21 protein-coding genes, 2 pseudogenes and 1 riboswitch are annotated in these 20,864 nt (G+C 71.6%); of the genes and pseudogenes, 7 read left to right on the top strand and 16 right to left on the bottom strand.

The annotated features are described in order from the left end of the window. Positions 1-4 precede the first annotated feature (4 nt). A complete protein-coding gene (locus ABZS66_RS16700) occupies positions 5-1,027 on the bottom strand; it encodes a zinc-dependent alcohol dehydrogenase family protein (protein WP_354758387.1) in 1,023 nt (340 codons plus the stop codon). A gap of 132 nt (positions 1,028-1,159) precedes the next feature. Between ABZS66_RS16700 and ABZS66_RS16695 the strand changes: the two genes are divergently transcribed. Next, positions 1,160-2,038 carry a helix-turn-helix transcriptional regulator gene (locus ABZS66_RS16695; RefSeq protein ID WP_354758385.1) on the top strand — a complete coding sequence of 293 codons (879 nt, stop codon included), beginning with the start codon at positions 1,160-1,162 and terminating at the stop codon, positions 2,036-2,038. Between the two features lie 274 nt (positions 2,039-2,312). Beyond that, positions 2,313-3,401, top strand: a complete 1,089-nt coding sequence (locus ABZS66_RS16690) for a PQQ-dependent sugar dehydrogenase (RefSeq protein WP_354758383.1) — start codon at positions 2,313-2,315, stop codon at positions 3,399-3,401. Between the two features lie 162 nt (positions 3,402-3,563). On the opposite strand, the gene ABZS66_RS16685 is transcribed toward ABZS66_RS16690, so the two are convergent. The 9 genes and pseudogenes from ABZS66_RS16685 to ABZS66_RS16645 form a co-directional block, all read right to left on the bottom strand. Further along, positions 3,564-4,760, bottom strand: a complete 1,197-nt coding sequence (locus ABZS66_RS16685; RefSeq protein WP_354758381.1) for a HAMP domain-containing sensor histidine kinase — start codon at positions 4,758-4,760, stop codon at positions 3,564-3,566. After that, positions 4,757-5,437: a response regulator transcription factor gene (locus ABZS66_RS16680; protein WP_354758379.1), complete on the bottom strand. Its 681-nt coding sequence runs from the start codon at positions 5,435-5,437 to the stop codon at positions 4,757-4,759. Before ABZS66_RS16680 ends, ABZS66_RS16685 begins: the two co-directional genes overlap by 4 nt. Before the next feature lie 7 nt (positions 5,438-5,444). Continuing rightward, positions 5,445-6,341, bottom strand: coding sequence for a trypsin-like peptidase domain-containing protein (locus ABZS66_RS16675; protein ID WP_354758377.1), 897 nt, complete (start codon positions 6,339-6,341; stop codon positions 5,445-5,447). An 11-nt stretch (positions 6,342-6,352) separates the two neighbouring features. Beyond that, positions 6,353-7,315 (bottom strand): VWA domain-containing protein, encoded by a 963-nt coding sequence (locus ABZS66_RS16670; RefSeq protein WP_354758375.1) that lies wholly within the window; start codon positions 7,313-7,315, stop codon positions 6,353-6,355. After that, positions 7,312-8,310 (bottom strand): DUF58 domain-containing protein, encoded by a 999-nt coding sequence (locus tag ABZS66_RS16665; protein WP_354758373.1) that lies wholly within the window; start codon positions 8,308-8,310, stop codon positions 7,312-7,314. The genes ABZS66_RS16670 and ABZS66_RS16665 overlap by 4 nt, the downstream gene beginning before the upstream one ends. Beyond that, positions 8,307-9,290: pseudogene (locus tag ABZS66_RS16660) on the bottom strand (MoxR family ATPase); the annotation flags it as partial. The pseudogene ABZS66_RS16660 and the gene ABZS66_RS16665, both read right to left, overlap by 4 nt. A gap of 277 nt (positions 9,291-9,567) precedes the next feature. Continuing rightward, positions 9,568-9,795, bottom strand: coding sequence for a hypothetical protein (locus tag ABZS66_RS16655; protein WP_354758372.1), 228 nt, complete (start codon positions 9,793-9,795; stop codon positions 9,568-9,570). A 263-nt stretch (positions 9,796-10,058) separates the two neighbouring features. Beyond that, positions 10,059-11,036 (bottom strand): YhjD/YihY/BrkB family envelope integrity protein, encoded by a 978-nt coding sequence (locus ABZS66_RS16650; protein ID WP_354758370.1) that lies wholly within the window; start codon positions 11,034-11,036, stop codon positions 10,059-10,061. Between the two features lie 102 nt (positions 11,037-11,138). Beyond that, the gene (locus ABZS66_RS16645; RefSeq protein ID WP_354758368.1) at positions 11,139-11,444 is read right to left on the bottom strand and encodes a glycosyl hydrolase family 65 protein; all 306 of its coding nucleotides are present in this window, start codon (positions 11,442-11,444) and stop codon (positions 11,139-11,141) included. 50 nt (positions 11,445-11,494) lie between these two features. On the opposite strand from ABZS66_RS16645, the gene ABZS66_RS16640 reads away from it, so the two are divergent. From ABZS66_RS16640 to ABZS66_RS16630, 3 genes are all read left to right on the top strand, one after another. After that, on the top strand, positions 11,495-12,001 hold the full coding sequence (locus ABZS66_RS16640) for a DUF1269 domain-containing protein (protein ID WP_354758366.1): 507 nt from the start codon (positions 11,495-11,497) through the stop codon (positions 11,999-12,001). Positions 12,002-12,230: 229 nt separating this feature from the next. Beyond that, positions 12,231-12,923 (top strand): hypothetical protein, encoded by a 693-nt coding sequence (locus ABZS66_RS16635; protein ID WP_354758364.1) that lies wholly within the window; start codon positions 12,231-12,233, stop codon positions 12,921-12,923. Positions 12,924-13,089: 166 nt separating this feature from the next. After that, positions 13,090-13,503 carry an SHOCT domain-containing protein gene (locus ABZS66_RS16630; RefSeq protein ID WP_354758363.1) on the top strand — a complete coding sequence of 138 codons (414 nt, stop codon included), beginning with the start codon at positions 13,090-13,092 and terminating at the stop codon, positions 13,501-13,503. A gap of 71 nt (positions 13,504-13,574) precedes the next feature. Here ABZS66_RS16630 and ABZS66_RS16625 read toward each other — a convergent pair whose 3' ends face one another. From ABZS66_RS16625 to ABZS66_RS16615, 3 genes are all read right to left on the bottom strand, one after another. Next, a complete protein-coding gene (locus tag ABZS66_RS16625) occupies positions 13,575-13,721 on the bottom strand; it encodes a hypothetical protein (RefSeq protein WP_354758362.1) in 147 nt (48 codons plus the stop codon). Positions 13,722-13,787: 66 nt separating this feature from the next. After that, positions 13,788-14,486, bottom strand: a complete 699-nt coding sequence (locus tag ABZS66_RS16620) for a C39 family peptidase (protein WP_354758361.1) — start codon at positions 14,484-14,486, stop codon at positions 13,788-13,790. Between the two features lie 424 nt (positions 14,487-14,910). After that, positions 14,911-15,053, bottom strand: a riboswitch (cyclic di-AMP (ydaO/yuaA leader). A 133-nt stretch (positions 15,054-15,186) separates the two neighbouring features. Then, on the bottom strand, positions 15,187-16,413 hold the full coding sequence (locus tag ABZS66_RS16615; RefSeq protein ID WP_354758360.1) for a TDT family transporter: 1,227 nt from the start codon (positions 16,411-16,413) through the stop codon (positions 15,187-15,189). 111 nt (positions 16,414-16,524) lie between these two features. On the opposite strand from ABZS66_RS16615, the gene ABZS66_RS16610 reads away from it, so the two are divergent. Further along, the gene (locus ABZS66_RS16610) at positions 16,525-17,448 is read left to right on the top strand and encodes a LysR family transcriptional regulator (protein ID WP_354758359.1); all 924 of its coding nucleotides are present in this window, start codon (positions 16,525-16,527) and stop codon (positions 17,446-17,448) included. A gap of 102 nt (positions 17,449-17,550) precedes the next feature. Then, positions 17,551-18,678 (top strand): sulfite oxidase, encoded by a 1,128-nt coding sequence (locus ABZS66_RS16605; RefSeq protein WP_354758358.1) that lies wholly within the window; start codon positions 17,551-17,553, stop codon positions 18,676-18,678. Between the two features lie 214 nt (positions 18,679-18,892). Here the strand turns inward: ABZS66_RS16605 and ABZS66_RS16600 are convergent, their stop codons facing one another. The 3 genes and pseudogenes from ABZS66_RS16600 to ABZS66_RS16590 form a co-directional block, all read right to left on the bottom strand. Beyond that, positions 18,893-19,498, bottom strand: a complete 606-nt coding sequence (locus tag ABZS66_RS16600; RefSeq protein WP_354758357.1) for a DUF308 domain-containing protein — start codon at positions 19,496-19,498, stop codon at positions 18,893-18,895. 192 nt (positions 19,499-19,690) lie between these two features. Beyond that, positions 19,691-20,311, bottom strand: coding sequence for a hypothetical protein (locus tag ABZS66_RS16595; RefSeq protein ID WP_354758355.1), 621 nt, complete (start codon positions 20,309-20,311; stop codon positions 19,691-19,693). A 296-nt stretch (positions 20,312-20,607) separates the two neighbouring features. Beyond that, positions 20,608-20,864, bottom strand: a pseudogene (locus ABZS66_RS16590) (hypothetical protein); the annotation flags it as partial.

The following is a 20,864-nucleotide window of genomic DNA, read 5'->3' as shown; positions in this document are numbered from 1 at the left end:
GCGGCTACGGGCGCAGCAGGGTCTTGATGGCGCGGCGTTCGTCCATCGCCCGGTACCCGTCGGCGGCCCGGTCGAGGGGCAGGTCGAGGTCGAAGACCTTGCCGGGGTCGATGGTGCGCTCGCCGATCAGCCGCATCAGATCAGGCAGGAACCGGCGGACGGGGGCCGGGCCGCCGTGCAGGTGGACGAGTGCGTTGAACACGTCCATGCCGGGCAGCGCGACGTCGTGGGTGACGCCGACGAAGCCGACGTGCCCGCCGCGGCGGGCCGAGTTGATGGCCTGCATCATCGACTCCTGGGTGCCGACCGCCTCGACGACCGAGTGTGCGCCGAGCCCGCCGGTCAGGTCCTTGATCCTGGCGATGCCCTCGTCGCCGCGTTCGGTGACGATGTCGGTGGCGCCGAACTCGCGGGCGAGCTGCTGGCGGGGCGCGTGCCGGCTCATGGCGATGATCCGCTCGGCGCCCAGTTGCTTCGCCGCCAGGACGGCGAGCAGGCCGACCGCGCCGTCGCCGACCACCGCGACGGTCCTGCCCGGTCCGGCCTCGGCGGCGACTGCGCCGAACCAGCCGGTGCCGAGCACGTCGGAGGCGGCCAGGTAGCCGGGGATCAGGTCGGCCGGCGGCATCTCGGGGGTGGCGACGAGTGTGCCATCGGCGAGCGGGATCCGGGCGTACTCGGCCTGGGTGCCGATCGTGCCCATGAGCGTGCGGTGCACACAGCCCGACTGGTACCCGGCCCGGCAGATCTCGCAGGTGTTGTCGGAGGCCCAGAACGAGCCGACCACGAACTGCCCCGGCCGGACCGTGCGGACCTCACCGCCGACCTCCTCGACGACGCCGACGTACTCGTGGCCCATCGGCGCGGCGCCCTCGAGCTTCTCGATCCCGCGGTACGGCCACAGGTCGGAGCCGCACACGCACGCTGCCGTCAGCCGGATGATCGCATCGGTGGGCAGCTCGATCCGCGGGTCGGGGCGCTCCTCGACCCGCACATCGCCGGGGGCGTGCATCACAACACCACGCATGGTTTCGTTCTCCTCGCTGGCTCGTTTTCTCAGTTCCAGCTAACCGGACCGGCGGCCGGTCGGGGAGTTTCTGCTGATGGGTGTACCAGCAGTACATCCCAGCCGGCCCGGACAGGCCGTACCGTCGAAGGCGTGGACAACCGAGTCGAAGTGCGCGAGTTCCTGACCACCCGTCGCGCCAGGGTCACCCCGGAGCGGGCTGGCCTGTCGGCGGGCGGGCAGCGGCGGGTGGCAGGGCTGCGCCGCAGCGAGGTCGCCGCGCTGGCCGGGATGAGCGTGGAGTACTACGCGAAACTCGAACGCGGCCACCTGGCCGGTGTCTCCGCCAGCGTGCTCGACGCGATCGCCCGCGCCCTGCAGCTCGACGACGCGGAACGCGCCCACCTGCTACGCCTGGCCCAGGAGGCCAACGGCAGCAACAAACTGCTCCGTCCTCGACGCGTCAAGCAGTGGTCGGTCCGGCCGAGCCTCCAGTGGTCGCTCGACGCGATCACCAGCCCGGCGATCGTGGTCAATGGCCGGCAGGACCTGCTCGCCACCAACGCGCTTGCCCGCGCGATGCACAGCGATCTGTACACCGACCGGTCCGGCCCGCCGAACTTCGGCCGGTTCACGTTCCTCGACGCCGCCGCCCGCCGCTTCTACCCCGACTGGAACCTGGCAGCCGACATGCTGGTCGCGAACCTGCGCACCGCCGCCGGCAAGGATCCGCACGACAAGGGCCTGCACGACCTGGTCGGGGAACTGTCCACCCGCTCCGACGACTTCCGCCGCCGCTGGGGGGCCCACAATGTCCGCACCCACGGCACCGGCATCAAGACGTTCCACCACCACGTGGTCGGCGACCTGGAACTCGTGTATGAGAGCATGGATTTGCGGGCCGAGCCCGATCTCACGCTGACAATCTACGCCGCCGAGCCCGACTCGCCGACCGCGCACGCGCTCGCGCTGCTCGCGTCCTGGGCGGTCACCGCCGGCACCGACCTCGCGGCCGCGGCCCCCAAAGCCTGAGCATCGGGCCAGTTCGGCCGGTAGCAGCGATCGCCTCATCGACGCGCTCAGCGCGGCCGGCCTCTGATCTGACCGCGTGCTCCTGGCCGCGCGCGACGATTGCACCGGCGCCTCCAGCCAGCAGTCGTGGCGAACGCCGGATCGCTCGGACAGCACGCGCATTCCTTGCCGCAGATTTTCGCACCGGCTTGATCAGCTGGGCGTGAGGGTGTCATGAGGCCCCGGACGACGGTGGAAGGGCACAAGTATGCGCACTATCTGGGCGGGTTCGGTCTTGACGGTACTGCTCGCGACCGGCGCCGCCGCGTGCAGCGGCAGTGTGGACGACGACGATGACGGCAGCGCGCCGAGCCCCATCGCGACCAGTACGGCGAGCAGCTCGCCGTCCGCGGCACCTGACCTGCGGGCCGCGGAGGACATCGCGCGCGGTCTCGACGTACCGTGGGGCCTGGCATTTCTTCCGGACGGCAGCGCCCTGATCGCGGAGCGCGACACCGGGCGGATCCTGCGGCTGACCGCCGGCGGGGGTCAGCCGCAGGATGTCTACAAGGTCCCCGGCGTCGCCGCAGCCGGTGAGGGAGGCCTGCTCGGCCTGGCCGTCTCCCCCGACTACACCAGTGACAACCTGGTGTACGCCTACGTCACCGCCGAAGACGACAACCGCATCGTCCGGTTCCGGCTCGACGGCGGCCAACCCGCGGTCGTCTTCGACGGGATCGCCAAAGCGACCTACCACAACGGCGGCCGGATCGCCTTCGGACCCGACGGCATGCTCTACGCGGGAACCGGCGACGCCGGCAACACGTCCCGCGCCCAGGACCCGGCCAGCCCCAACGGCAAGATCCTGCGGCTCACGCCCGACGGCGACGCCGCCCCGGGCAACCCCACCGCCGACTCGCCCGTTTACAGCCTCGGGCACCGCAATGTCCAGGGCCTGGCCTGGGATGCCGACGGACGACTGTTCGCAACCGAGTTCGGCCAGAACCAGCTCGACGAAGTCAACCTCATCCAGCCAGGCCACAACTACGGCTGGCCCGTTGTGGAGGGTGCAGGCGATACCCTGGCCGGCCGCTACACCAACCCGCTGGTCACCTGGCCGGTCCGCGACGCCTCGCCGTCCGGTATCGCCATCACCGGCGGCACCGCCTACGTCGCCGCGCTGCGCGGCGAACGTCTGTGGACCCTGCCGCTGCACGGAGACACGGTGGGCACACCCTCCGCCCAGCTCACCGGGCAGTACGGACGCCTGCGTACGGTCCAGGTGGCGCCGGACGGCGCCCTGTGGGTCACCACCTCCAACACCGACGGTCGCGGCGATGTACGCGACGGCGACGACCGCATCCTGCGGTTCCCGGCGAGATAGCCACTCGGGGTGCCAGAGCCGGCGCGACGCCGGCTCGGGCGCTCATGCACTTGCCTGCTGCAGCGGTAACCGCGGCCGACCACCGTCTCGATGAACCCTGTTGACAGGCAATCGCCCAAGCCACGGCAAGGTCCGGCGTCCGAGGCGGCACCCTGGATGCCGTCACGGCCAGGGGGCGGCCGCCGGTGGTGGCTCGTCGTCGGTGCGGTCGGCGGCCGGCAGCCACAGGACGAAGGTGCTGCCGACGCCGAGCGTCGAGTGTGCGGCGACGTGCCCGCCGTGCGACTCGACGATCTGGCGCACGATCGCCAGGCCCAGCCCGGTACGTCGTTCGCGTGGCCCAGCGCTGCCGTTGACGACGGAGCCGCGCCAGAAGCGGTCGAAGACCCGTGGCAGGTCGTCCGGGCTGATGCCGGGGCCCTCGTCGACCACGGCGAGCCACAGCCAGGAGCCGGTCCGGCCGGTGGCCACGGTCACGGTCGACGCCGCGGGCGCGAGCCGGACCGCGTTGGACAGCAGGTTGCCGGCCGCCCGGCGCAACGCGTCCGCGTCGCCGATCAGCCGCAGCTCCGGGCGGGTCGCGTAGCGCAGGCGCAGCGGCCGGTCCGGGACGAACGACTCCTCACCGGCCTCGCGTGCCACGGTGGTCAGGTCGACGTCGGTGTCGGTCAGTGCGTCGGCGTCCCGGCGGGCGGTGGCGAGCAGATCCTCGACCAGACGGGACATGCGGCTGGTCGCCCGGTCGACGACCGCAACGGCGCGGATGCGTTCCTCGGGCGTGGCCTCCGGGGCGATCAGTGAGGCGTCCAGATTGGTTCGGATGATCGCCAGGGGACTGCGCAGCTCGTGTGAGGCGTCGTCGATGAGCTGCCGTTGGGCCTGGAACGCGTGGTCGAGCCGGTCGAGCATGGAGTCGATGGTGTCGGCGAGGTCGCGTAACTCGTCGCGGGGACCCTGCAGCCGGATGCGCCGGGACAGGTCGGTGGCCTGGATGTCCCGGGCGGTCCGGGTGATCGCGCCGACCGGCCGCAGCGCCCGGCCGGACAGGACCCAACCGATGCCGAGGCTCGCGACGAACAGCCCGCCGAGCGCGATGAGCGAGTACGTGCGCAACGTCTGCAGCGTGTTGTAGTTGACCGCCGCCTCGATCTGGCTGATGTCGGCGACGGTCATGGTGCCGACGTACTGGCGGCCGTCGTACACCTTCGCCTGCCGTTGCGTGATCGGCTGCGGCGAGGTGCTCTGCGCGACCGCGATGTACGTGATCGCCAGGGCGGTGCCGGCGAGCGCGAACAACAGCAGGGAGTAGATGACGGTGAGCCGGAACCGGATCGACCGGAACACCTGCGGGCGCCTCATGCCTCGCTCCGCAGCCGATAGCCGCGACCGACGAGGGTCTCGATCGTGCCTTCGCCGAGCTTGCGGCGCAGCGTGCCGACGGTGACCCGGACGGTCTGGGTGAACGGGTCGGCGTTGGCGTCCCACACGTGCTCCAGGAGCTCCTCGCTGGACACGACGTGGCCGGGCCGGATCATCAGGTACTGCAGCACGCCGAACTCCTTCGGCGTCAGCGCCAGCGGGGCGCCGCGCAGCGTGACCAGGTGCCGGGCGGCGTCCAGGACGATGTCGCCGACGGTGAGGACGGCGGTGGTGCCGTTCGTGTCGCGGCGCAACAGGGCACGGACCCGGGCCAGCAGCTCGGCGAGGGCGAAAGGTTTGACGAGGTAGTCGTCGGCGCCGCCGTCGAGGCCCCGGACCCGGTCGTCCAGGCTGCCCCGCGCGGTGAGCATCAGCACGCGCAGGTCCCCGGCGCCCGGGGTGGGCACCGCCCCGGAACGCAGCGCCCGGCACAGGCTGAAGCCGTCACCGTCGGGCAGGTTGACGTCCAGCAGCATCAGGTCGTACTCGTTGACGGTCAGCCGGTCGTAGGCCTGCGCCGTGTCGGTCGCGACGTCGACCGCGTACCCGGTCCGGGCCAGCCCGACCCGCAGGCCGTCGGCCAGGTCTTCCTCGTCCTCCACCACCAGTAGCCGCATGGTTCGACTATCCACGGCGGATCAGGGTCGCGGCCACCTGCCGGGCCCGGTCGATCGGCACGGCGAACCCGATGCCGATCGACCCGCCGCCGTCCAGGGTTGCGATGGCCGTATTGACCCCGATGACCTCGCCGCGGGCGTTGACCAGCGGGCCACCGGAGTTTCCGGGGTTGATCGCGGCGTCGGTCTGCACGGCGGTCTGCCGTACGGTCCCGCCGAGACGGACCTGCCGGTCCAGGGAGCTGACGATGCCGGCGGTGACGGTCCCGGACAGCCCCAACGGGGAGCCGACCGCCAGTACCGGCTCCCCCACCCGCGTCGTGTTCGCCGCCGCCAGCGGCAGCGGGATCAGCGCCGCCGACGGGGCGACCCGCAGCACGGCGATGTCATTGTCGGGGTCGCTGCCGACGATCTCGGCGGTGAGCCTTCGCCCGTCCGAGCCGACGACACTGACCGAGCCGGCACCGCCGGCACCGCCGCCGGCCGAGACGACGTGATGGTTGGTGACGATGTGCCCGCGGTTGTCGAAGACGAAGCCCGACCCGGAGGCGCCACCGGCGCTGGTGCGCACCTGCACGGAGACCACGCCGGGCAGTACCCGAGCGGCGGCACCGACCAGGTCCGACGGCACACCCGACGGTGCCGGCCGGGCCCCGGACGCGAACGGTGGGCCCGCGTCGTCGGCGCCGTGACCGGTGACGTACCCGGCTGCTGCACCCGTGCCCGCCGAGACGGTGACGACGACCAGACCGGCCGTGGCGATCAGCGGCCACCGGCGTGCCGTGCGTGCCGTCCCGGCCAGCGCCGTCGGCGCCGGCAGGCTGGACGGCGGGCCGGACGGCCGGTGGTCGTGCAGGTCCGGGGAGCGGAACTCGGGTCCCCTGGGTGTTCCCATTCCAGCCATGACGTGCCCTTTCACGGAAGGCGGGCGAACCAGAACAGCGACGCGGCGGCGGCGAGGACGGCCAGGACCAGGCCGATCCCGATGAACCGGGCCGAGACGTCCTGTACCTCGGTCTCGAAGCCGACCATGCTGCCGATGTCGGCGTACGCCGCCCGCAGCTCGTCGGCGTTGCCGGCCGCGAAGTAGGCGCCGCCGGTGGCGTCCGCGACCGCCTGCAAGGTCTGGCCGTCGACGGGCACCGGCTGACCGCCGCCGGAATCGCTGGTGATCGTGCCGCCCGCGGTACCGAAGGCGATGGCGTCGATCGGCACGCCCAACTCGGCGGCGAGGGCCGCCGCGTCGGCCGGGTCCCGGCCGGCGGTGTTCGCACCGTCGGAGAGCACCACGACCCGCGCCGGCGGCGCGTCCTCGCCGTCCTCGGCCGGCAGGGACCGGATCTGGTCCAGCGAGGCGGCGATGGCATCGCCGATGGCCGTGCCGGAGCGTCCGGCAGTGCCCTCGGCGAGGCGGTCGATGCCGGCCTCCACCGCCGACCGGTCGGTGCCGGGCGGGACGAACACCGATGCGGTGCCGGCGAACCCGACGAGACCGACGTTGTACTGCTCGGGCAGCTCGGCGACGAACGTGCGGGCGGCCGCCTTCGCGGCGGTGAGCCGGTCGGGAGCGACGTCGGTGGCCAGCATCGACCGCGACACGTCCACCGCCACCAGCACGGTCGCCCGTTCGCGGGGCACCTGCACCTCGGCCTGCGGCCGGGCGAAACCGACCACGAGCAGCGCCAGCATGACCAGGAACAGCGCCGCGGGGACATGCCGGCGCCAGCCGGGCCGGCGCGGCGCGACCCGGTCCAGCAGCGACAGGTTGGTGAACCGCACCGCGTACCGGCTGCGGCGCCGCTGCACGAACACGTACACGACGGCCAGTGCCGCGACCGCGAGCAGCAGCCACAACCGCTGCGGGGAGAGCCAGGTCATTCCGTCGTACCTCCAGACGTGGTGGGCCGGCGGGCCGCCCGGCTGAGACGGCGCTGCACCTGCACGTGGCGCACGATGTCGGCAACCCAGTCCCGGTCGGTGCCGAGGGCAAGGTGTGCGGCGCCGGTTGCGGCGATCGCCGCGGCGATGGCCGCCTGCTGCTGCCGGGCGGCGGCCGCGTACCGCTCGCGGAGCCGCCGGCTCGCGGTCGGCACCTCCCGCCGGCGTCCGCTCTCCGGGTCGACCACCGTCAGCAGCCCGACGTCGGGGAGATCCCGCTCCCGCGGGTCGGTCACCTGCACGGCGAGGACCTGATGACGGGCGGCGAGCCGCCGCAGCGGCTGCTGCCACGCCGGCGCGGACGGACCGAGCCCGTCCGCGTCGAGACCGTCGAGGAAGTCGGACACCACGACGACCAGGCCGCGGCGCACGGCGGCCCGGTGCACGCCGTCGACCGCCTCGGCCAGCGGTACCACACCCGGACCAGGCCGACCGCGGGGCACCGCGAGCAGTGTGCGGAGCATTCCGAGCAGGTGGGTCCGGCCCGTCAACGCCGGGAAGCGGCGGACGCCCACCCCGGTCAGCAGATGCGCTCCCAACCGGTTGCCGACGCCGACGGTGAGGAAGCCGACCGCGGCGACCGCGGCGACGGCCAGCTCCCGCTTCTCAACCGCGGCCGTACCGAAATCCATGCTGGCCGTGCCGTCGACCAGCAACCACGTGGCCAGCTCCCGGTCGGCGTCGACGGTGCGCACGTGCGGCACGGTCGTACGGGCTGTCACCGACCAGTCCATCCGGCGGACCTCGTCCTCGCCCGGCCGATACTCGCGGCTGCCGGCCGGTTCGCTGCCGACGCCCGGGAGCAGGCCCAGGTACGAGCCGTGCAGCAGCCCGTCGAGCCGGCGGGTGACGAGGAGCTCCAGCCGCCGCAGCCGCCGGTCGAGGGCCCGCTCGTCAAGCCGGGTGCCCTGGGTGCTCTGGGTGCCCTGGTTCACGCCGCGATCCCGAGGCCGTGCCCGGTTGCCTCCTGGGCAGGGGCGATCACGGGCAGCGGCACTGCGTCCAGCAGCCGGTCGACGATCGACTCGGGTGCCACGCCGTCGGCGACGGCGTCGAACGAGAGCACCAGCCGGTGCGCGAGCACATCCGGGGCGACGTCCCGCAGATCACCGGGCAGCACGTAGTCGCGGCCCCGCAGCAGCGCGAGGGCACGCCCGGCCGAAACCAGGCCGAGCGTCGCGCGTGGGCTGGCCCCGTACGCGAGCTGCCCGGCCACCTCGGGAACGCCGAAGCGGGCCGGGTCGCGGGTGGCCAGCACCACACGGACGACGTACTCGGCCAGCGCATGGTGGACGAACACCTCGCGTGCGCGGGCCTGCAACCCGACCAGCGCCGCCGGATCCAGGACGGGTCGCGCGACCGGCCGGATGCCGCCCATCCGGTACAGGATGCCGAGCTCGTCCTGATCGCTGGGGTAGCCGACGACGACCCGCATGAGGAAGCGGTCACGCTGCGCCTCCGGCAACTGGTAGACGCCCTCGCTCTCGATCGGGTTCTGCGTGGCCAGGACCAGGAACGGGCGTGGGACCGGGTACGTGCGCCCGCCGATGGACACCTGCCCCTCGGCCATGACCTCCAGCAGCGCACTCTGCACCTTCGCCGGCGCCCGGTTGATCTCGTCGGCGAGCACGAGATTCGCCATCACCGGCCCGAGCTCGACGTCGAAGCGCTCCTGCGACGCGCGGTAGATCCGGGTACCGAGGATGTCGGACGGCACCAGATCGGGAGTGAACTGGATGCGGTGGAAGGTCCCGCCGACCGCGACGGCCAAGGTCTCCGCGGCGAGGGTCTTGGCGACACCGGGCACCCCCTCCAACAGGCAGTGCCCACCGGCGAGCAGTGCGGTCATGAGCCGTTCGACGAGCCGGTCCTGGCCGACGATGACCTTCTTGACCTCGAACCTTGTCTGCTCCAGCAGCCGTACGCCGGTGTCGGTGTGGATGTCCGTCATGGGTTCCCCTTCGGCGATCTCGTGGCGATGCGCAAGCGGACGCCCGAGCTCGGGGGTCGCATCGAGCGCCCGCTGCGGTACCGATCAGATCAAGTCGCACCGAAAGCAGACCGAAGAAGCAATTCCGGTGCCCGGAAGACAGGCGACCCCACGGCCTCGCCTGAGGCCATGGGGTCGTCTGCGGATGGCTGTGGCGCGGGCGACGAGCCCGCCCGGGTTGAGCGACCGATGCCGACTGTCGTTACAGGTTCGACCCCGCCGCGGAAGCCTCAGGCTGCGCGTCCTGCTCCGGGCAGTCGAACTGGGGCGCGACGTCCCACCGGCTTCCTTCGGTCGACTCGATACGCAGCACCACCTCGCCGCTGCCCCCGTCCTGCGCGGTGTCGGCAAACGCGACCCCGCCGATGACAAGTGCGCCCACCACCGCGGCACCCGCGACGGTCAGTCCGGCAACCTTGGTGATCCGCATAGTCGGTCCCCTTTCCGTTGTCCTGTCTCCCTGGTCGTGTCGGGCACCCGAACGGCCGGAGGCGCAGCCGTCCGCGCGCCGACGACCCAGGTCATCAGATGGGGGCGAAAAGTTCCGGAAAGCGCGGGTACGCCGTCATCACCTCGCGCATGACCCGGCGAGGCTTCCCCGATTGTGCGGCGCTACCGCGGGGCGATGGTTACTGCAACCCACGCCGCAATCCGACCGGCTGGGCGGCGGCAATCCGCCGGTCGCGCCGACGCCTATCGCTGCGACGGCCGGCCGAAGTCGACCCGCACCGTCTCGAAGCCCTTGAATCGCTGCGCGGTCGCGAACGTCGTGTAGATCCGCCGGTCGGCCTTGGTCAGTTCGACGTCGTCGGTGAACGGGGTGAGCAGTGCCCGGGGCCACAGGCGGTGGTTCGCGATCATGTTGATTTCGGCGCAGAGCATCACCACGAGCGCTTGCAGATATATCCAGGCGAGAGCGGCGAGTACGAGTCCGAACGTGCCGTAGAGCGCGCTCGCGTGGCTGAGCCGGGCGGCGAGGTATCGAGTGCCGATGGTCTGCAATGCCATCCAGAAGGTCGCGGCGATCAACCCGCCGGCGATGACCTGGCGCACCCGCAGCTTATGGGCGGTCAGCAGCTGCATCGCCGCGGTGAACAGGCCGGCATTGATCACGAATGTCAACAGGTAGCCGAAGAGCTGCAGTCCCGGCCCGGACCGGCCGGTGAGCTCGTGGGCGAAGGCCAGGAACGTCGTCGCCGCCGCCGACAGCAGCACCGCGCCGCCGAGCATCAGCAGCAGCCCGAGGCTGCGCAGCCGGGACCGGATCGGATTGGGCTGTTCGTTGCGCGAGATGCCGTAGATGTGATTGAACCCGGCCTGCGCGGCCTGCATCGCGCCCAGTCCGCCGTACAGGGCGCCGAGGATGCTGAGCACCAGACGCGTGCCGCTGCCGCGCAACCCGCTGACGTTGCGCTCCAACTCCGGCCCGATGACCGGCAGATCCCCCACCGCCGTCTGCACCAGTTGCTGGTGCAGGGCAGGGTTGGCCTCCAGGAAGAAGCCCAGCGCAGTGAGGAACAGCAATGTCAGCGGGAACAGCGAGATGAAGCCGTAATAGGTCACCATCGCCGCGAGATACGGACCACGGTCGTCGACGAACTTGTAGACCACTGCCAGCGGGAATCCCAGCCAGGCGTGCCGGCGCTGGTAACGATCCAACCACGCGACCACGGCGACCACCTACCCCGTCGCCCCAGCGTCACGCCCGGCTGTCCGATCCGTCGCCGCGTCGAGCGCCACCACGTCACCGGTCCGCAGTGCGGGCAGACCGGTTCACGCGGTGTCAGACGGCGCGGGGCCGGGCGCAGCGTCGTGGGTGTGGTAGTCACCCGAGAAGGACACCGGCGGCCCGGCGACGGCGGTGAACTCCTTGCCGTAATGATGCGCGGTCACCGGATCTCCCCGTCGCACGGAGCAAGTGACGCGATGCTCTTCGATATCAACATCGAGCACCGACCCGTGGACGAGGAGCGGAGAACGCAGGCGACGCCGGCGCGGGTGGCCGGCGGGACACCCGATACAACGATCGTCACTCCTCCCGAGCGAGGCGGTTCGGCGACGAAGTGATGACCGTTGCATCGGTACCGAAGGACGGGGCCGATGCAACCGGCAATCTGAGAGGACGCATCATGAGCGATCTGATAGCAATCGGATACCGCGACCTGACCACGGCAAACGCCGCCAGGGAGAAGATCATCGACCTGCAGCGGCAGGGACTCATCACCGTGCGCGACGCCGCTGTGGTGGACGTTGGTCCCGACGGCAAGATCCGGCTGCATCAGGGGGCCAGCGCGACCGCTGTCGGAGCCGCCGGTGGGGCCTTGTGGGGTGGCCTCATCGGACTGCTGTTCTTCGCGCCCTTCCTCGGCATGGCAGTCGGTGCGGGCGCCGGCGCGATCGCTGGAAAGGCCACCGACGTCGGGGTCGACGACAAGTTCATGAAAGATGTCGGCGCGGCGATGCAGCCCGGCTCCGCGGCACTGTTCCTGCTCGTCGACCAGGTTACCGTCGACAAGGTCGTGGCGGAGATGGCGCCGTACCAGTTCGGTGGCAAGCTGCTCCGCAGTTCGCTGAGCATGGAGGCGGAGCAGCGCCTGCGCGACGCCATCCAGGTCCTGCATCTGACACCCGCGTGATGAGCGAACGGCGTGTATCGGTAACCGGGTGAACGGCGGACCGCCGACGGCCGTGACGGGTGTGGTGCCCTCACGCCGTCGACGGTCCTCTCGTCCGCCGATCGCGGCAGGGATGTCCAGAAGGGTCGTTCAGGCGCTGCAGGGGTGTGGCTGATCACCCGCATGAACGCCCGTCATAGGTCGCGCCTTTGAGGTCGGGACGGTCCAATTGCGGCATTAGGCTCAGCTCATGATCGGGGCTGGGGCGTGGGCAATGCTCGCCGCCGCGCCGTTGCTGATCGGGGCCGTTTTCGCACTGATGGTCAGGGTGCCGCCAACGGTCGTGGGCGACGTCATGGGTTTCGGCGCCGGGGCGCTGGTGGCCGCGCTGGCCTATGAGCTCATACCCACTGGCCGCGTCGCCGACTGGCTGGTCTGGGTCAACTTCGGCATCGGCGCCCTGGTCTTCTACGGTCTGCACAGCGTGTTGGAACGTCGATCGGCGACCGGGGCCGGAGCGGGCCAGTCGATCGCCCTCGGAGCACTGCTCGACGGTGTCCCGGAGTCCATCGTTCTCGGTGTTGGCGTGGCCGTCGGTGGGACCGTCAGCATCGGCTTCCTCGTGGCCGTGCTCGTATCGAACGTACCCGAGAGCCTCTCGGCGACCGCTGACCTGCGCAGGACCCACTCCGCCGCCTGGATCTGTCGACTCTGGGCGGCCATCGTCGTCTGCTCAGGGCTGGCCGGCGCCCTCGGCTACGCCCTCGCGTCGCACCTTTCCAACGTGGACGGACGCTACGTGCAGGCGCTCGCCGCCGGCTCTGTGCTGACGATGCTCGCCGACTCGATGATGCCTGAGGCCTTCAGCCGGGGCGGTCGCCGGATCGCGCTGCTGACGGCGCTGGGATTCGCGGTCGCTGCCTTCCTCACCACGCTGGACTGAACGCTCACGGCGGCGACGGCTCACGGCCCGGTTCCGCCGCACAGCGGATCGCCAAACCCGCGCGCCCGTGACATCGACGTTGTTCGGTAGCGACTCACCCGGGGCGGGGGATGGGCATGTGCATGGGGTGTACGACCCTGAAAGGGTCGGAAGGTAGGCGATAACCATGTCGTTCGGCGAGATTCTGCTGGCAACCGTGTGGTTCATGTTGTTGTTCGCCTGGATCTGGTTGATGGTCGTGATCCTGACGGATCTGTTCCGGGATCCCTCGACCTCGGGCTGGGCGAAGGCCGCCTGGACAGTCTTCCTCATCGTCCTGCCGTGGATCGGGGCGTTGACGTACATAATTGCGCGGGGCCGGTCGATGAACGAGCGGACCGCCGCGCGGGCCCGGCAGCAGGAGGCGCAGATGCGGCAGTATGTGCGCGAGGCCGCCGGCGCCCCGAGCGCCCCGAGCTCGGCGGACGAGCTGGCCAAGCTCGCCGATCTGCGGCAGCGTGGCGTGCTGACCGAGTCGGAGTACGAGCGGGCCAAGTCGGCGCAGCTCGGGTTGAGCGGCAACATGCGCCAGCGGGCCTGATCCCGAGGTAGGGCGATGACCACCGTCCCGGTCCTGGCCGTAGGGGCGTTCGAATACCGGCACCCGGGCCATCAGCGGGACCTGGATGAGCAAAGGTCGGCCGAGACCAGACCGGCCAGCCGACCGATCGATGTGCCGCCGGCGGTCAGGCCGCCCAGCTCGTACAGGCCACCCTGGCCGGCCCACATCGTGACGACGACCAGCACGCTGGACGCCATGGCTGGACCCACGAGGTCGCGCCACCACGATCGTGCACGGTTGCCGACCGCCGACCACGCCGGCGATCAGTACGAGTAACCACGCTGGGAGATCCAGTCGGCCAGCTTGGGGATGCTCACCCAGTAGGTGCCGTCGCCCCTGGGGTTGGCCGGATCGGCGATCTTCACCGTCTTGCCGCCGTCCTGGTATCCGACGAGGGTGAGGTAGTGCCCACCTTCGTAGGAGTGGACGACACCCGCGTTGTCGGTGAGATGCCCGGCGATGTTGGCGACGACGGCCCGCCCGCCGCCGATGGTGTTCACCACGTCCGCCTGCAGTTGGGCCGCCTGCGCCGACGTCGCCGGGTAGGCCGGGATCTCCCTGGTCCGGTACACCGTCTGGCCGTTGCCGAGCACGCTGTTGAGCGCCCGGCTGACGTCGAAGGCCGAGTTCGTCCCGCTGGTGGTGGTGCCCAGCAGGTCAGCGGCCTGGCCCTGGCTGACGGCATGGCCGGCCGCCGTGAGCGCGATCCGGGTGGCGGCCGGCCCGCAGTAGTAGTAGTTGGGCTGCAACTGGAACTGGTACTCGAGGACCTTCGTCGACGGGGCCGGCACCGTCGACTGCGCTGGCGCATCAGTGAGGTGCTGGTCCGCACCGTGCCCGGCCACCGACTGCTCCGCCGGCGCTGCACCGGCCGAGGCGCTGCGAGCGGACGGCGGATCGCCGAGCTGACTGAGCACGATGCCGACCGAGGCGGCCGCGGCAAGCAGCGCACAGGAGATCACGGCCGCTCTCGGATGACGCGCGGGCGCCGAGTGCCGGGCCTGCCGACGTCGTACAGGTACAAGGTTCATTGCGACTCTCCAGGGCTTCGACCGGGGCGATCGATCGGTCGTCGGCGCGCGCGGACGGCCCGAACATGCTGGGCAAGGGCGCGGTTCACCGTCGGCACGCGGCGGCACCGCCAGGTGCCTGATCACGTTCAGGGCAGCGCACGCCGCCACGCCGCAGCGTGCGGGGCGCGTGATGACACATGGCGTCAGCGCTGATGGCGAGCGGTTGTCCAGCAAACGCGCGGCGGTGTGGTCGCCCGCCGCATCGCAGCGATCCGCACTAGCGTCCTGCCGTTACCGATCGGCGTGCGGCCGCGCGAGTGCGCGGCTGGCGAGGGCTGCTGCGGTGGGGGTTGAGCCGGCTGTGCACAGGCATGTCTCCTTACGCGTCCGCCTACCGGGTTAGCTGACGGATTCGGGCGCGAAGGTCGCCCTACCACGGGCCGTCGGCCCGCGGATTCACCCCAGACTTGCGGTGGGTCCCCGGCTCGTGCGTGCACGACTCAGCGGGCCCGTCCCGGCGCCACCTGTTGTGAGCACGAACCGGGTCAGGCGACCCAAGACGTTACGCAGGGCCACCGGCCCTGCCAAGGCCCGCTACCTGGAAAGAACCGCAGTCGACGCGCTCCCGCGTCGTCGGCTTCACGACTCGTCAGGCCGAGGCCGGCCGAGCCACCGCCGGGGCTGCCGGCGGGGCGAACAGCGTCCCGCGGAGGCTGCCGCGGACGGTGCGGGCCGCGACGACGGCCCAGGCGGTGAGCAGGACGGCGTAGCCGATGACGGCGGCCACTCGGAACAGGGCGGCGCCGGTGTGCAGGGCGAGTCCTGAGGTGCCGGTGACGACGGTGCCGATGGGGAAGGTGAACGACCACCAGGTCAGCGAGAAGGGCAGGTGTTCGCGGGCGGTCTTGATGGTGACGGCGGCGGCGATGCCTGCCCAGAGCAGTGCGAAGCCCCAGACCGGCACCCCGTACACGACGCCGAACAGCTGCAGGGCGTGTGCGTAGGGGCCGGGGAGGGCCTGGTCGGCGACACCACCGAGCAGGTTCGCGGCGGTGATCGACTGACCGAGCGGGCCGAGGACGATCCACAGGGTGGGCACCATCCGGGCGGGTCCGGTCCTGTGCTGGGCGAGGCGGTTCCAGATGACGGTGATGATGATCAGCGAGGCGATGAGGCTGAGCCCGAACATGGCGTAACAGAGCAGGATCAGGGTCGTTCGGGGCTGCCCGGCCGGGGTGTACGGCACGAGCAGCGCGCCGGTCGACGCCGACACCATCGGCGGCACGACCGGCATCAGCCAGCCCCCGAACGCGCTGCGCGCATCGACGTCGTGGTGGCGGGTGAACTGCAGGTACGGCACCCACGCGGCGGTGGCGAGCCCGGCGGCGGTCCCGGCGAGCCACAGCACCCAGTCGGCGGCGACCGCGGCGCCGACGCCGATCAGGTCCCGGCCGAGCAGGAGGGTGCCGGCGCCGACGGTGAGCATCGCCATCGGCGGCGCGCCGTAGAAGTGCGCCATGACCGGGTCGGCGTGGTGGCCGCGGGCCGTGGCGGGGTGGCGCCGCCAGTGCGCCACCGTGGCGGCGGTGAGCCCGACGAGCAGCAGCGCGGCGCACGCCCACACGACGACGGCGAACGTGCGCAGGCCGGGCAGGTGCAGGGGCAACGACGCGGCGGCGGTGGCCACGATGCCGGTGCCCATGATCGACGCGTACCAGTTCGGGGTCAGGTTCGCCAGCAGGTCGCGGGGGTGCGCCAGGTCGGTCAGCACCCCGAACCGGGCGAGCCGGTGCGCCGGCCCGTCCAGGGTGCCTGGGTCCCGGCGTGGGTCGGCGGGCCGGAGACCGGCCGGTTGGGGCAGCGTCGAGGTCCTCACACCCCCACGATCGGATCCGCTCGCGCCGGCGGGTAGCCGGGTTGCCGTTGTGGAGTCACAACCCGGGTTTGTGGCTCGTTACCATGGTTGCTTGTGGGATTGAGTGCGCGGATGCCGGAACTCGGGTCGCTGGAGGTGCTGCTGGCGGTGGCCCGCACGGGCAGTCTGAGCGCCGCGGCCCGCGAGGTCGGCCTGACCCAGCAGGCGGTGTCCGCCCGGATGGTCGCCCTCGAAGCGCAGACCGGGGTCCGGCTGGCGACCCGCACCACCCGGGGGACCGAGCTCACTCCGGCCGGGGTCGTGGTCGCGCAGTGGGCCGACCGGCTGCTGCACGTCGCGGCCGAGGTCGACGCGGGCCTGGCGGCGTTACGCGACGACACCCGCGCCCGGGTCCGGGTCAGCGCGAGCCTGACGGTCGCCGAGCAGCTCCTGCCGGGCTGGCTGGTGACCCTGCACGCCGACGCCCGGCGCCGCGGCGTCGTCCCGGTCGAGGTCGTCCTCGAGGCCACCAACAGCGAACACGTCCTGGAGCAGGTCGCTGCCGGCCGCGCCGACCTCGGCTTCGTCGAAGGCCCGCACCCGCCCCGTGGCCTGCGCAGCCGGATCGTCGCCCACGACGAACTGGTCCTCGTCGCTGCGCCGGAGCACCACTGGGGCCGCCGCCCCGCCGGGATCGACCCGGCGGAGCTGGCCGGCACCCCGCTCGTCTCCCGCGAGCCGGGATCCGGCACCCGGGAGTCGCTGAGCGCCGCGCTGCGCACGGTCCTCGGCGACCACGTCCGGCAGGCACCCGCCGTGCTGGAACTGTCGACCACCGCCGCCGTGCGCGCCGCCGTCCTGGCCGGCGCCGGACCGGCGGTGATCAGCCTCCTCGCCGTCGGCGACGACGTGCGCGCCGGACGGCTGCGCCGGATCGCCGTGACCGGGCTGACGCTGCACCGCGACCTGCGCGCCGTCTGGACCGGTGGCCGGACCCCACCGGCAGGCGCGGTCCGGACCCTGCTGAGCCACATCGGCGCTGCCGCACACTCCTGACCCCCCGGCCGCCCCCTCGCCCGGCCAGGATCACCCCCGGCGACCGCCGGGGCGTGACCCAACCCGGACCCGGCGCTCACCTGGCGGGCATACGCTGCGCGGATGGGCGCCTGGAACAAACGCGACGACATGCTCGTGCACAGCCTCGAGCCGTACAACGCCGAACCGGCACCCGCCGCCGTCGCCGGGCAGCCCATCACCCCGCTCGACACCTTCTACAGCCGCAACCACGGCGCGATCCCGGTCCTCGACCCCGCCACCTGGCACCTCGCCGTCGACGGCCTGGTCGACCATCCACTGCAGCTGTCCCTCACCGACCTGCGCAACCGGTTCGAGCAGCACACCGTCACCGCCACCCTGCTCTGCGCCGGCAACCGCCGCGCCGAACTCATGGCCGTGCGGGACATCCCCGGCCAGACCCCGTGGCGCTCCGCCGCCATCTCCACCGCCCGCTGGACCGGCGCCCGGCTCCGCGACGTGCTCGACGCCGCCGGTCTGCATCCCGATGCCCGGCACGTCGCGTTCACCGCCGCCGACCTGATCACCACCCTCGATCCGCCCGGCCCGTTCGGCGGGTCCATCCCCGCCGGCAAGGCGACCGCCGGCGAGGTCCTGCTCGCCTGGCAGATGAACGACGACCCGCTCCCCGCCGTCCACGGCGGCCCGGTCCGCGTCGTCGTCCCCGGCTACATCGGCGCCCGCAGCATCAAGTGGGTCCACCGCATCACCGCCCAGCAGCAGCCGTCCGGCAACCACTTCCAGACCGCCGACTACCGGCTCCTGCCCCCCGACGCCGACCCCGGCACCACCCCACCCGGCGACGGGCTGAGCCTCGGCGCCGCCGCCCTCAACGCCGCCATCCTCACCCCCGCCGACGGCACCGCGCTCACCGCCGGCACCCACACCGTGTCCGGTTACGCCATCCCCGGCGAGCACCGCCGCATCGCCCGCGTCGACGTGTCCGCCGACGCCGGCCGCACCTGGCAGCAGGCTGTCACCGACCCCGCACCCGGCCCCTGGGCCTGGACGCTGTGGCACACCACCGTCGACCTGCCCCCCGGCCCCGCGGAGATCGCCGCCCGCGCCTGGGACGACGCCGCCACCACCCAGCCCGAACGCCCCGAACCACTGTGGAACCCGCTCGGCTACCTCAACACGGCGTGGAGCCGGGTCCACCTGCACACCCACCCGGCCCGCGGGTCACGGCCTGCCGGGCCGGGTCGAGGCTGAGCTCTCCGGCGGTGCGCACGGCCGGGCGCTCGGCCTGGACTGACGGCCTGGCGACCGTGTATTGCGCATGGCACGACAGCGAGAGGCGAAGTAGCCCGTGGCGCGCGGTTGCCCGCGCGGCAGGGGCTGCGACGAGACATCAGCCTGTCGTGGATCCCTGTCGGAAAGCCGTACAGGACCGTAACCTCGGCCAGGTCGGGCTGCGCGGTTTTCATCACCGCGGGTGAGCGTCCGCCTCCCGGGGCAGGCCCGACTCGACCGTCCGCAGCCGCAGTGCGAGGGCGACCTCGCCGGCGCCGATCACGACCGCACCGATGCCGCTGATCAGCACCAGCGCGGTCAACGACGGCCCGGGCCAGAGCATGAACGCGACACCGACCAGCACCGAGGCGACACCGAGCACACTCAGCCAGGCCCGCGTCGACTCCTTCGCCGGCATGGCGACGAGCAGCATCGCGAAGCCGCTCAGCAGCCACGCCAGACCGAGCAGCGTGGCCAGTACCACCACCCCGCCGTCCGAGTTGCGAACACAGGTGATCCCGGCCGCCAGCAGCACCACCGCCATGACACCGGCCAGCATCCGCCGCGAGGAACTGGTGTCCGACCGCAACGCCGTCACCGCCCGCATCACGCCGAGCGCGATGAGCCAGATCCCGGTCACGATACCGAGCAGGCGCAGGGTCTGGCCGGGCCAGACGAGCACCGCCAGGCCGAACAGCGCCGTGACGAGGCCGAGCATCAACACCTGCAGATAGTCCTCGGCGAATACCGAAGACCGATCCTTCCGGGCACCGCGCTGGTACCAGTGCGTCGTCGCCATCGCCTACCCCTCACGATGCCTCGCATCACCGACACGTCCTCGTTTTCCACCGTTCGGCGACGTCCAGCGACTGAGCTCACCCCGCAGGCATGGTCCGGATCGCCGCCACGCCTCCAGAACTGAAGATCGGCCGCACCCGGCCCCACGAACGCGACCGCGCTCAGCGCGGACAGCAGGGAGGCGGCCGGCGACTCAGACGGACAACAGCCGATCGAACACGTCGTGGTACTGCAGCACGGTGTCGCGCATGCCCGCGATACTGTCCGACGCCTGTGCGCCGCCGCGTTCGAGCTGCTCCTCGCGGCTGTAGACGTTGTCTGCGAGGGCCTTCACCGCCTCGTCCAGCAGTTGCCGAGCTTCGGTGACACTGCCCGGCGGGTCCGCGACGAACCCGCTCTCCACCTCGTGCCAGCGCCGCCGGAGATCCTGGGCCTGCGCCATATCCCAGAGTCCCGGAGGCTGCGCGACCGCAAACTGCGATCGCGCCGCATCGGCTGCCCGTGGCCGGTGGGTTGCCTGCTGCGCGTCCGAGCCGTCCGTCATGCGGGGGTCGGCGCCCTGTGCCGCATAGACCTGAGCGCCTGCATAGTCGGCATCCGTGGGTGGTGGTGGTTGGAAGGGCGGTGGTGCCGCACTAGCCATCGCCGGATCGATGGAGCTGTCGTCCGGCATCGTGTTCGCGCCTCTCATGTTGACGCCGCGGGACTGCCGCCGCCGCCGCGGACGGCGGAATCGGCCGAGCGCCACCGCCGCGGCACCGACGAGGATGAGCAGCAGCAGGAAAATGGCGACCAGGGCTGCAATTGACGACATGGTGAATCCCTTCAAAAGCAAGCAGGTCAGACGCTAGCTCGTTCCGGCTCCGGCCGACCTCACCTTCTCGATCCGGGCCTACCGCCTACCCTCGAGGGTGGGCTGTTGCGGCGCCACGCGGTTTGGACGTGGACCGGGCACCCGCCCGTCATTTCCATACCCATCGGCAATATGCGCGTCAGGTTGGCGAATTCCACCACCGCCAGGGCCGGCGGACGCTGGCAGGTCCCCTCGCGTCCCCTCGCGTCCCCTCGCGCGGGCCCGGTGTCTTGCGGCACCGGGCCCGACGCCTGCGATCAGGGAACCCAGTAGTTGCCGCTGGCAACGATCATCGTCTGGAGCTGGATGCTCGTCGAGTAGTAGTCGGTGCTGGTGAAGGAGGTGTTGAGCATCTTGGTCCACAGCGCGTCGAGCCAGGCCTGGCTGCCCGGGTCGGTGAGCGCGGCCACCGCGAAGGGTGCGAAGAACGCCGGTTCGCTGCCCGAGGAGATTGCGGTGCCGCCCAGCGAGTAGCCGACGGCGATGTTGTTCGGGTTGCCGCCGGTCTTGGCCT

Source organism: Dactylosporangium sp. NPDC005572, assembly GCF_040605515.1.
Taxonomy (GTDB): domain Bacteria; phylum Actinomycetota; class Actinomycetes; order Mycobacteriales; family Micromonosporaceae; genus Dactylosporangium.
This window is presented reverse-complemented; position numbering and strand designations above follow the sequence as displayed.

Coding starts and splice junctions, on each gene's coding strand:
- ABZS66_RS16700 (WP_354758387.1), bottom strand. CDS start 1,027: ATGCGTGGTGTTGTGATGCACGCCCCCGGCGATGTGCGGGTCGAGGAG.
- ABZS66_RS16685 (WP_354758381.1), bottom strand. CDS start 4,760: ATGAGGCGCCCGCAGGTGTTCCGGTCGATCCGGTTCCGGCTCACCGTC.
- ABZS66_RS16680 (WP_354758379.1), bottom strand. CDS start 5,437: ATGCGGCTACTGGTGGTGGAGGACGAGGAAGACCTGGCCGACGGCCTG.
- ABZS66_RS16675 (WP_354758377.1), bottom strand. CDS start 6,341: ATGGCTGGAATGGGAACACCCAGGGGACCCGAGTTCCGCTCCCCGGAC.
- ABZS66_RS16670 (WP_354758375.1), bottom strand. CDS start 7,315: ATGACCTGGCTCTCCCCGCAGCGGTTGTGGCTGCTGCTCGCGGTCGCG.
- ABZS66_RS16655 (WP_354758372.1), bottom strand. CDS start 9,795: ATGCGGATCACCAAGGTTGCCGGACTGACCGTCGCGGGTGCCGCGGTG.
- ABZS66_RS16645 (WP_354758368.1), bottom strand. CDS start 11,444: ATGCAACGGTCATCACTTCGTCGCCGAACCGCCTCGCTCGGGAGGAGT.
- ABZS66_RS16640 (WP_354758366.1), top strand. CDS start 11,495: ATGAGCGATCTGATAGCAATCGGATACCGCGACCTGACCACGGCAAAC.
- ABZS66_RS16635 (WP_354758364.1), top strand. CDS start 12,231: ATGATCGGGGCTGGGGCGTGGGCAATGCTCGCCGCCGCGCCGTTGCTG.
- ABZS66_RS16630 (WP_354758363.1), top strand. CDS start 13,090: ATGTCGTTCGGCGAGATTCTGCTGGCAACCGTGTGGTTCATGTTGTTG.
- ABZS66_RS16625 (WP_354758362.1), bottom strand. CDS start 13,721: ATGGCGTCCAGCGTGCTGGTCGTCGTCACGATGTGGGCCGGCCAGGGT.
- ABZS66_RS16610 (WP_354758359.1), top strand. CDS start 16,525: ATGCCGGAACTCGGGTCGCTGGAGGTGCTGCTGGCGGTGGCCCGCACG.
- ABZS66_RS16605 (WP_354758358.1), top strand. CDS start 17,551: ATGGGCGCCTGGAACAAACGCGACGACATGCTCGTGCACAGCCTCGAG.
- ABZS66_RS16600 (WP_354758357.1), bottom strand. CDS start 19,498: ATGGCGACGACGCACTGGTACCAGCGCGGTGCCCGGAAGGATCGGTCT.
- ABZS66_RS16595 (WP_354758355.1), bottom strand. CDS start 20,311: ATGTCGTCAATTGCAGCCCTGGTCGCCATTTTCCTGCTGCTGCTCATC.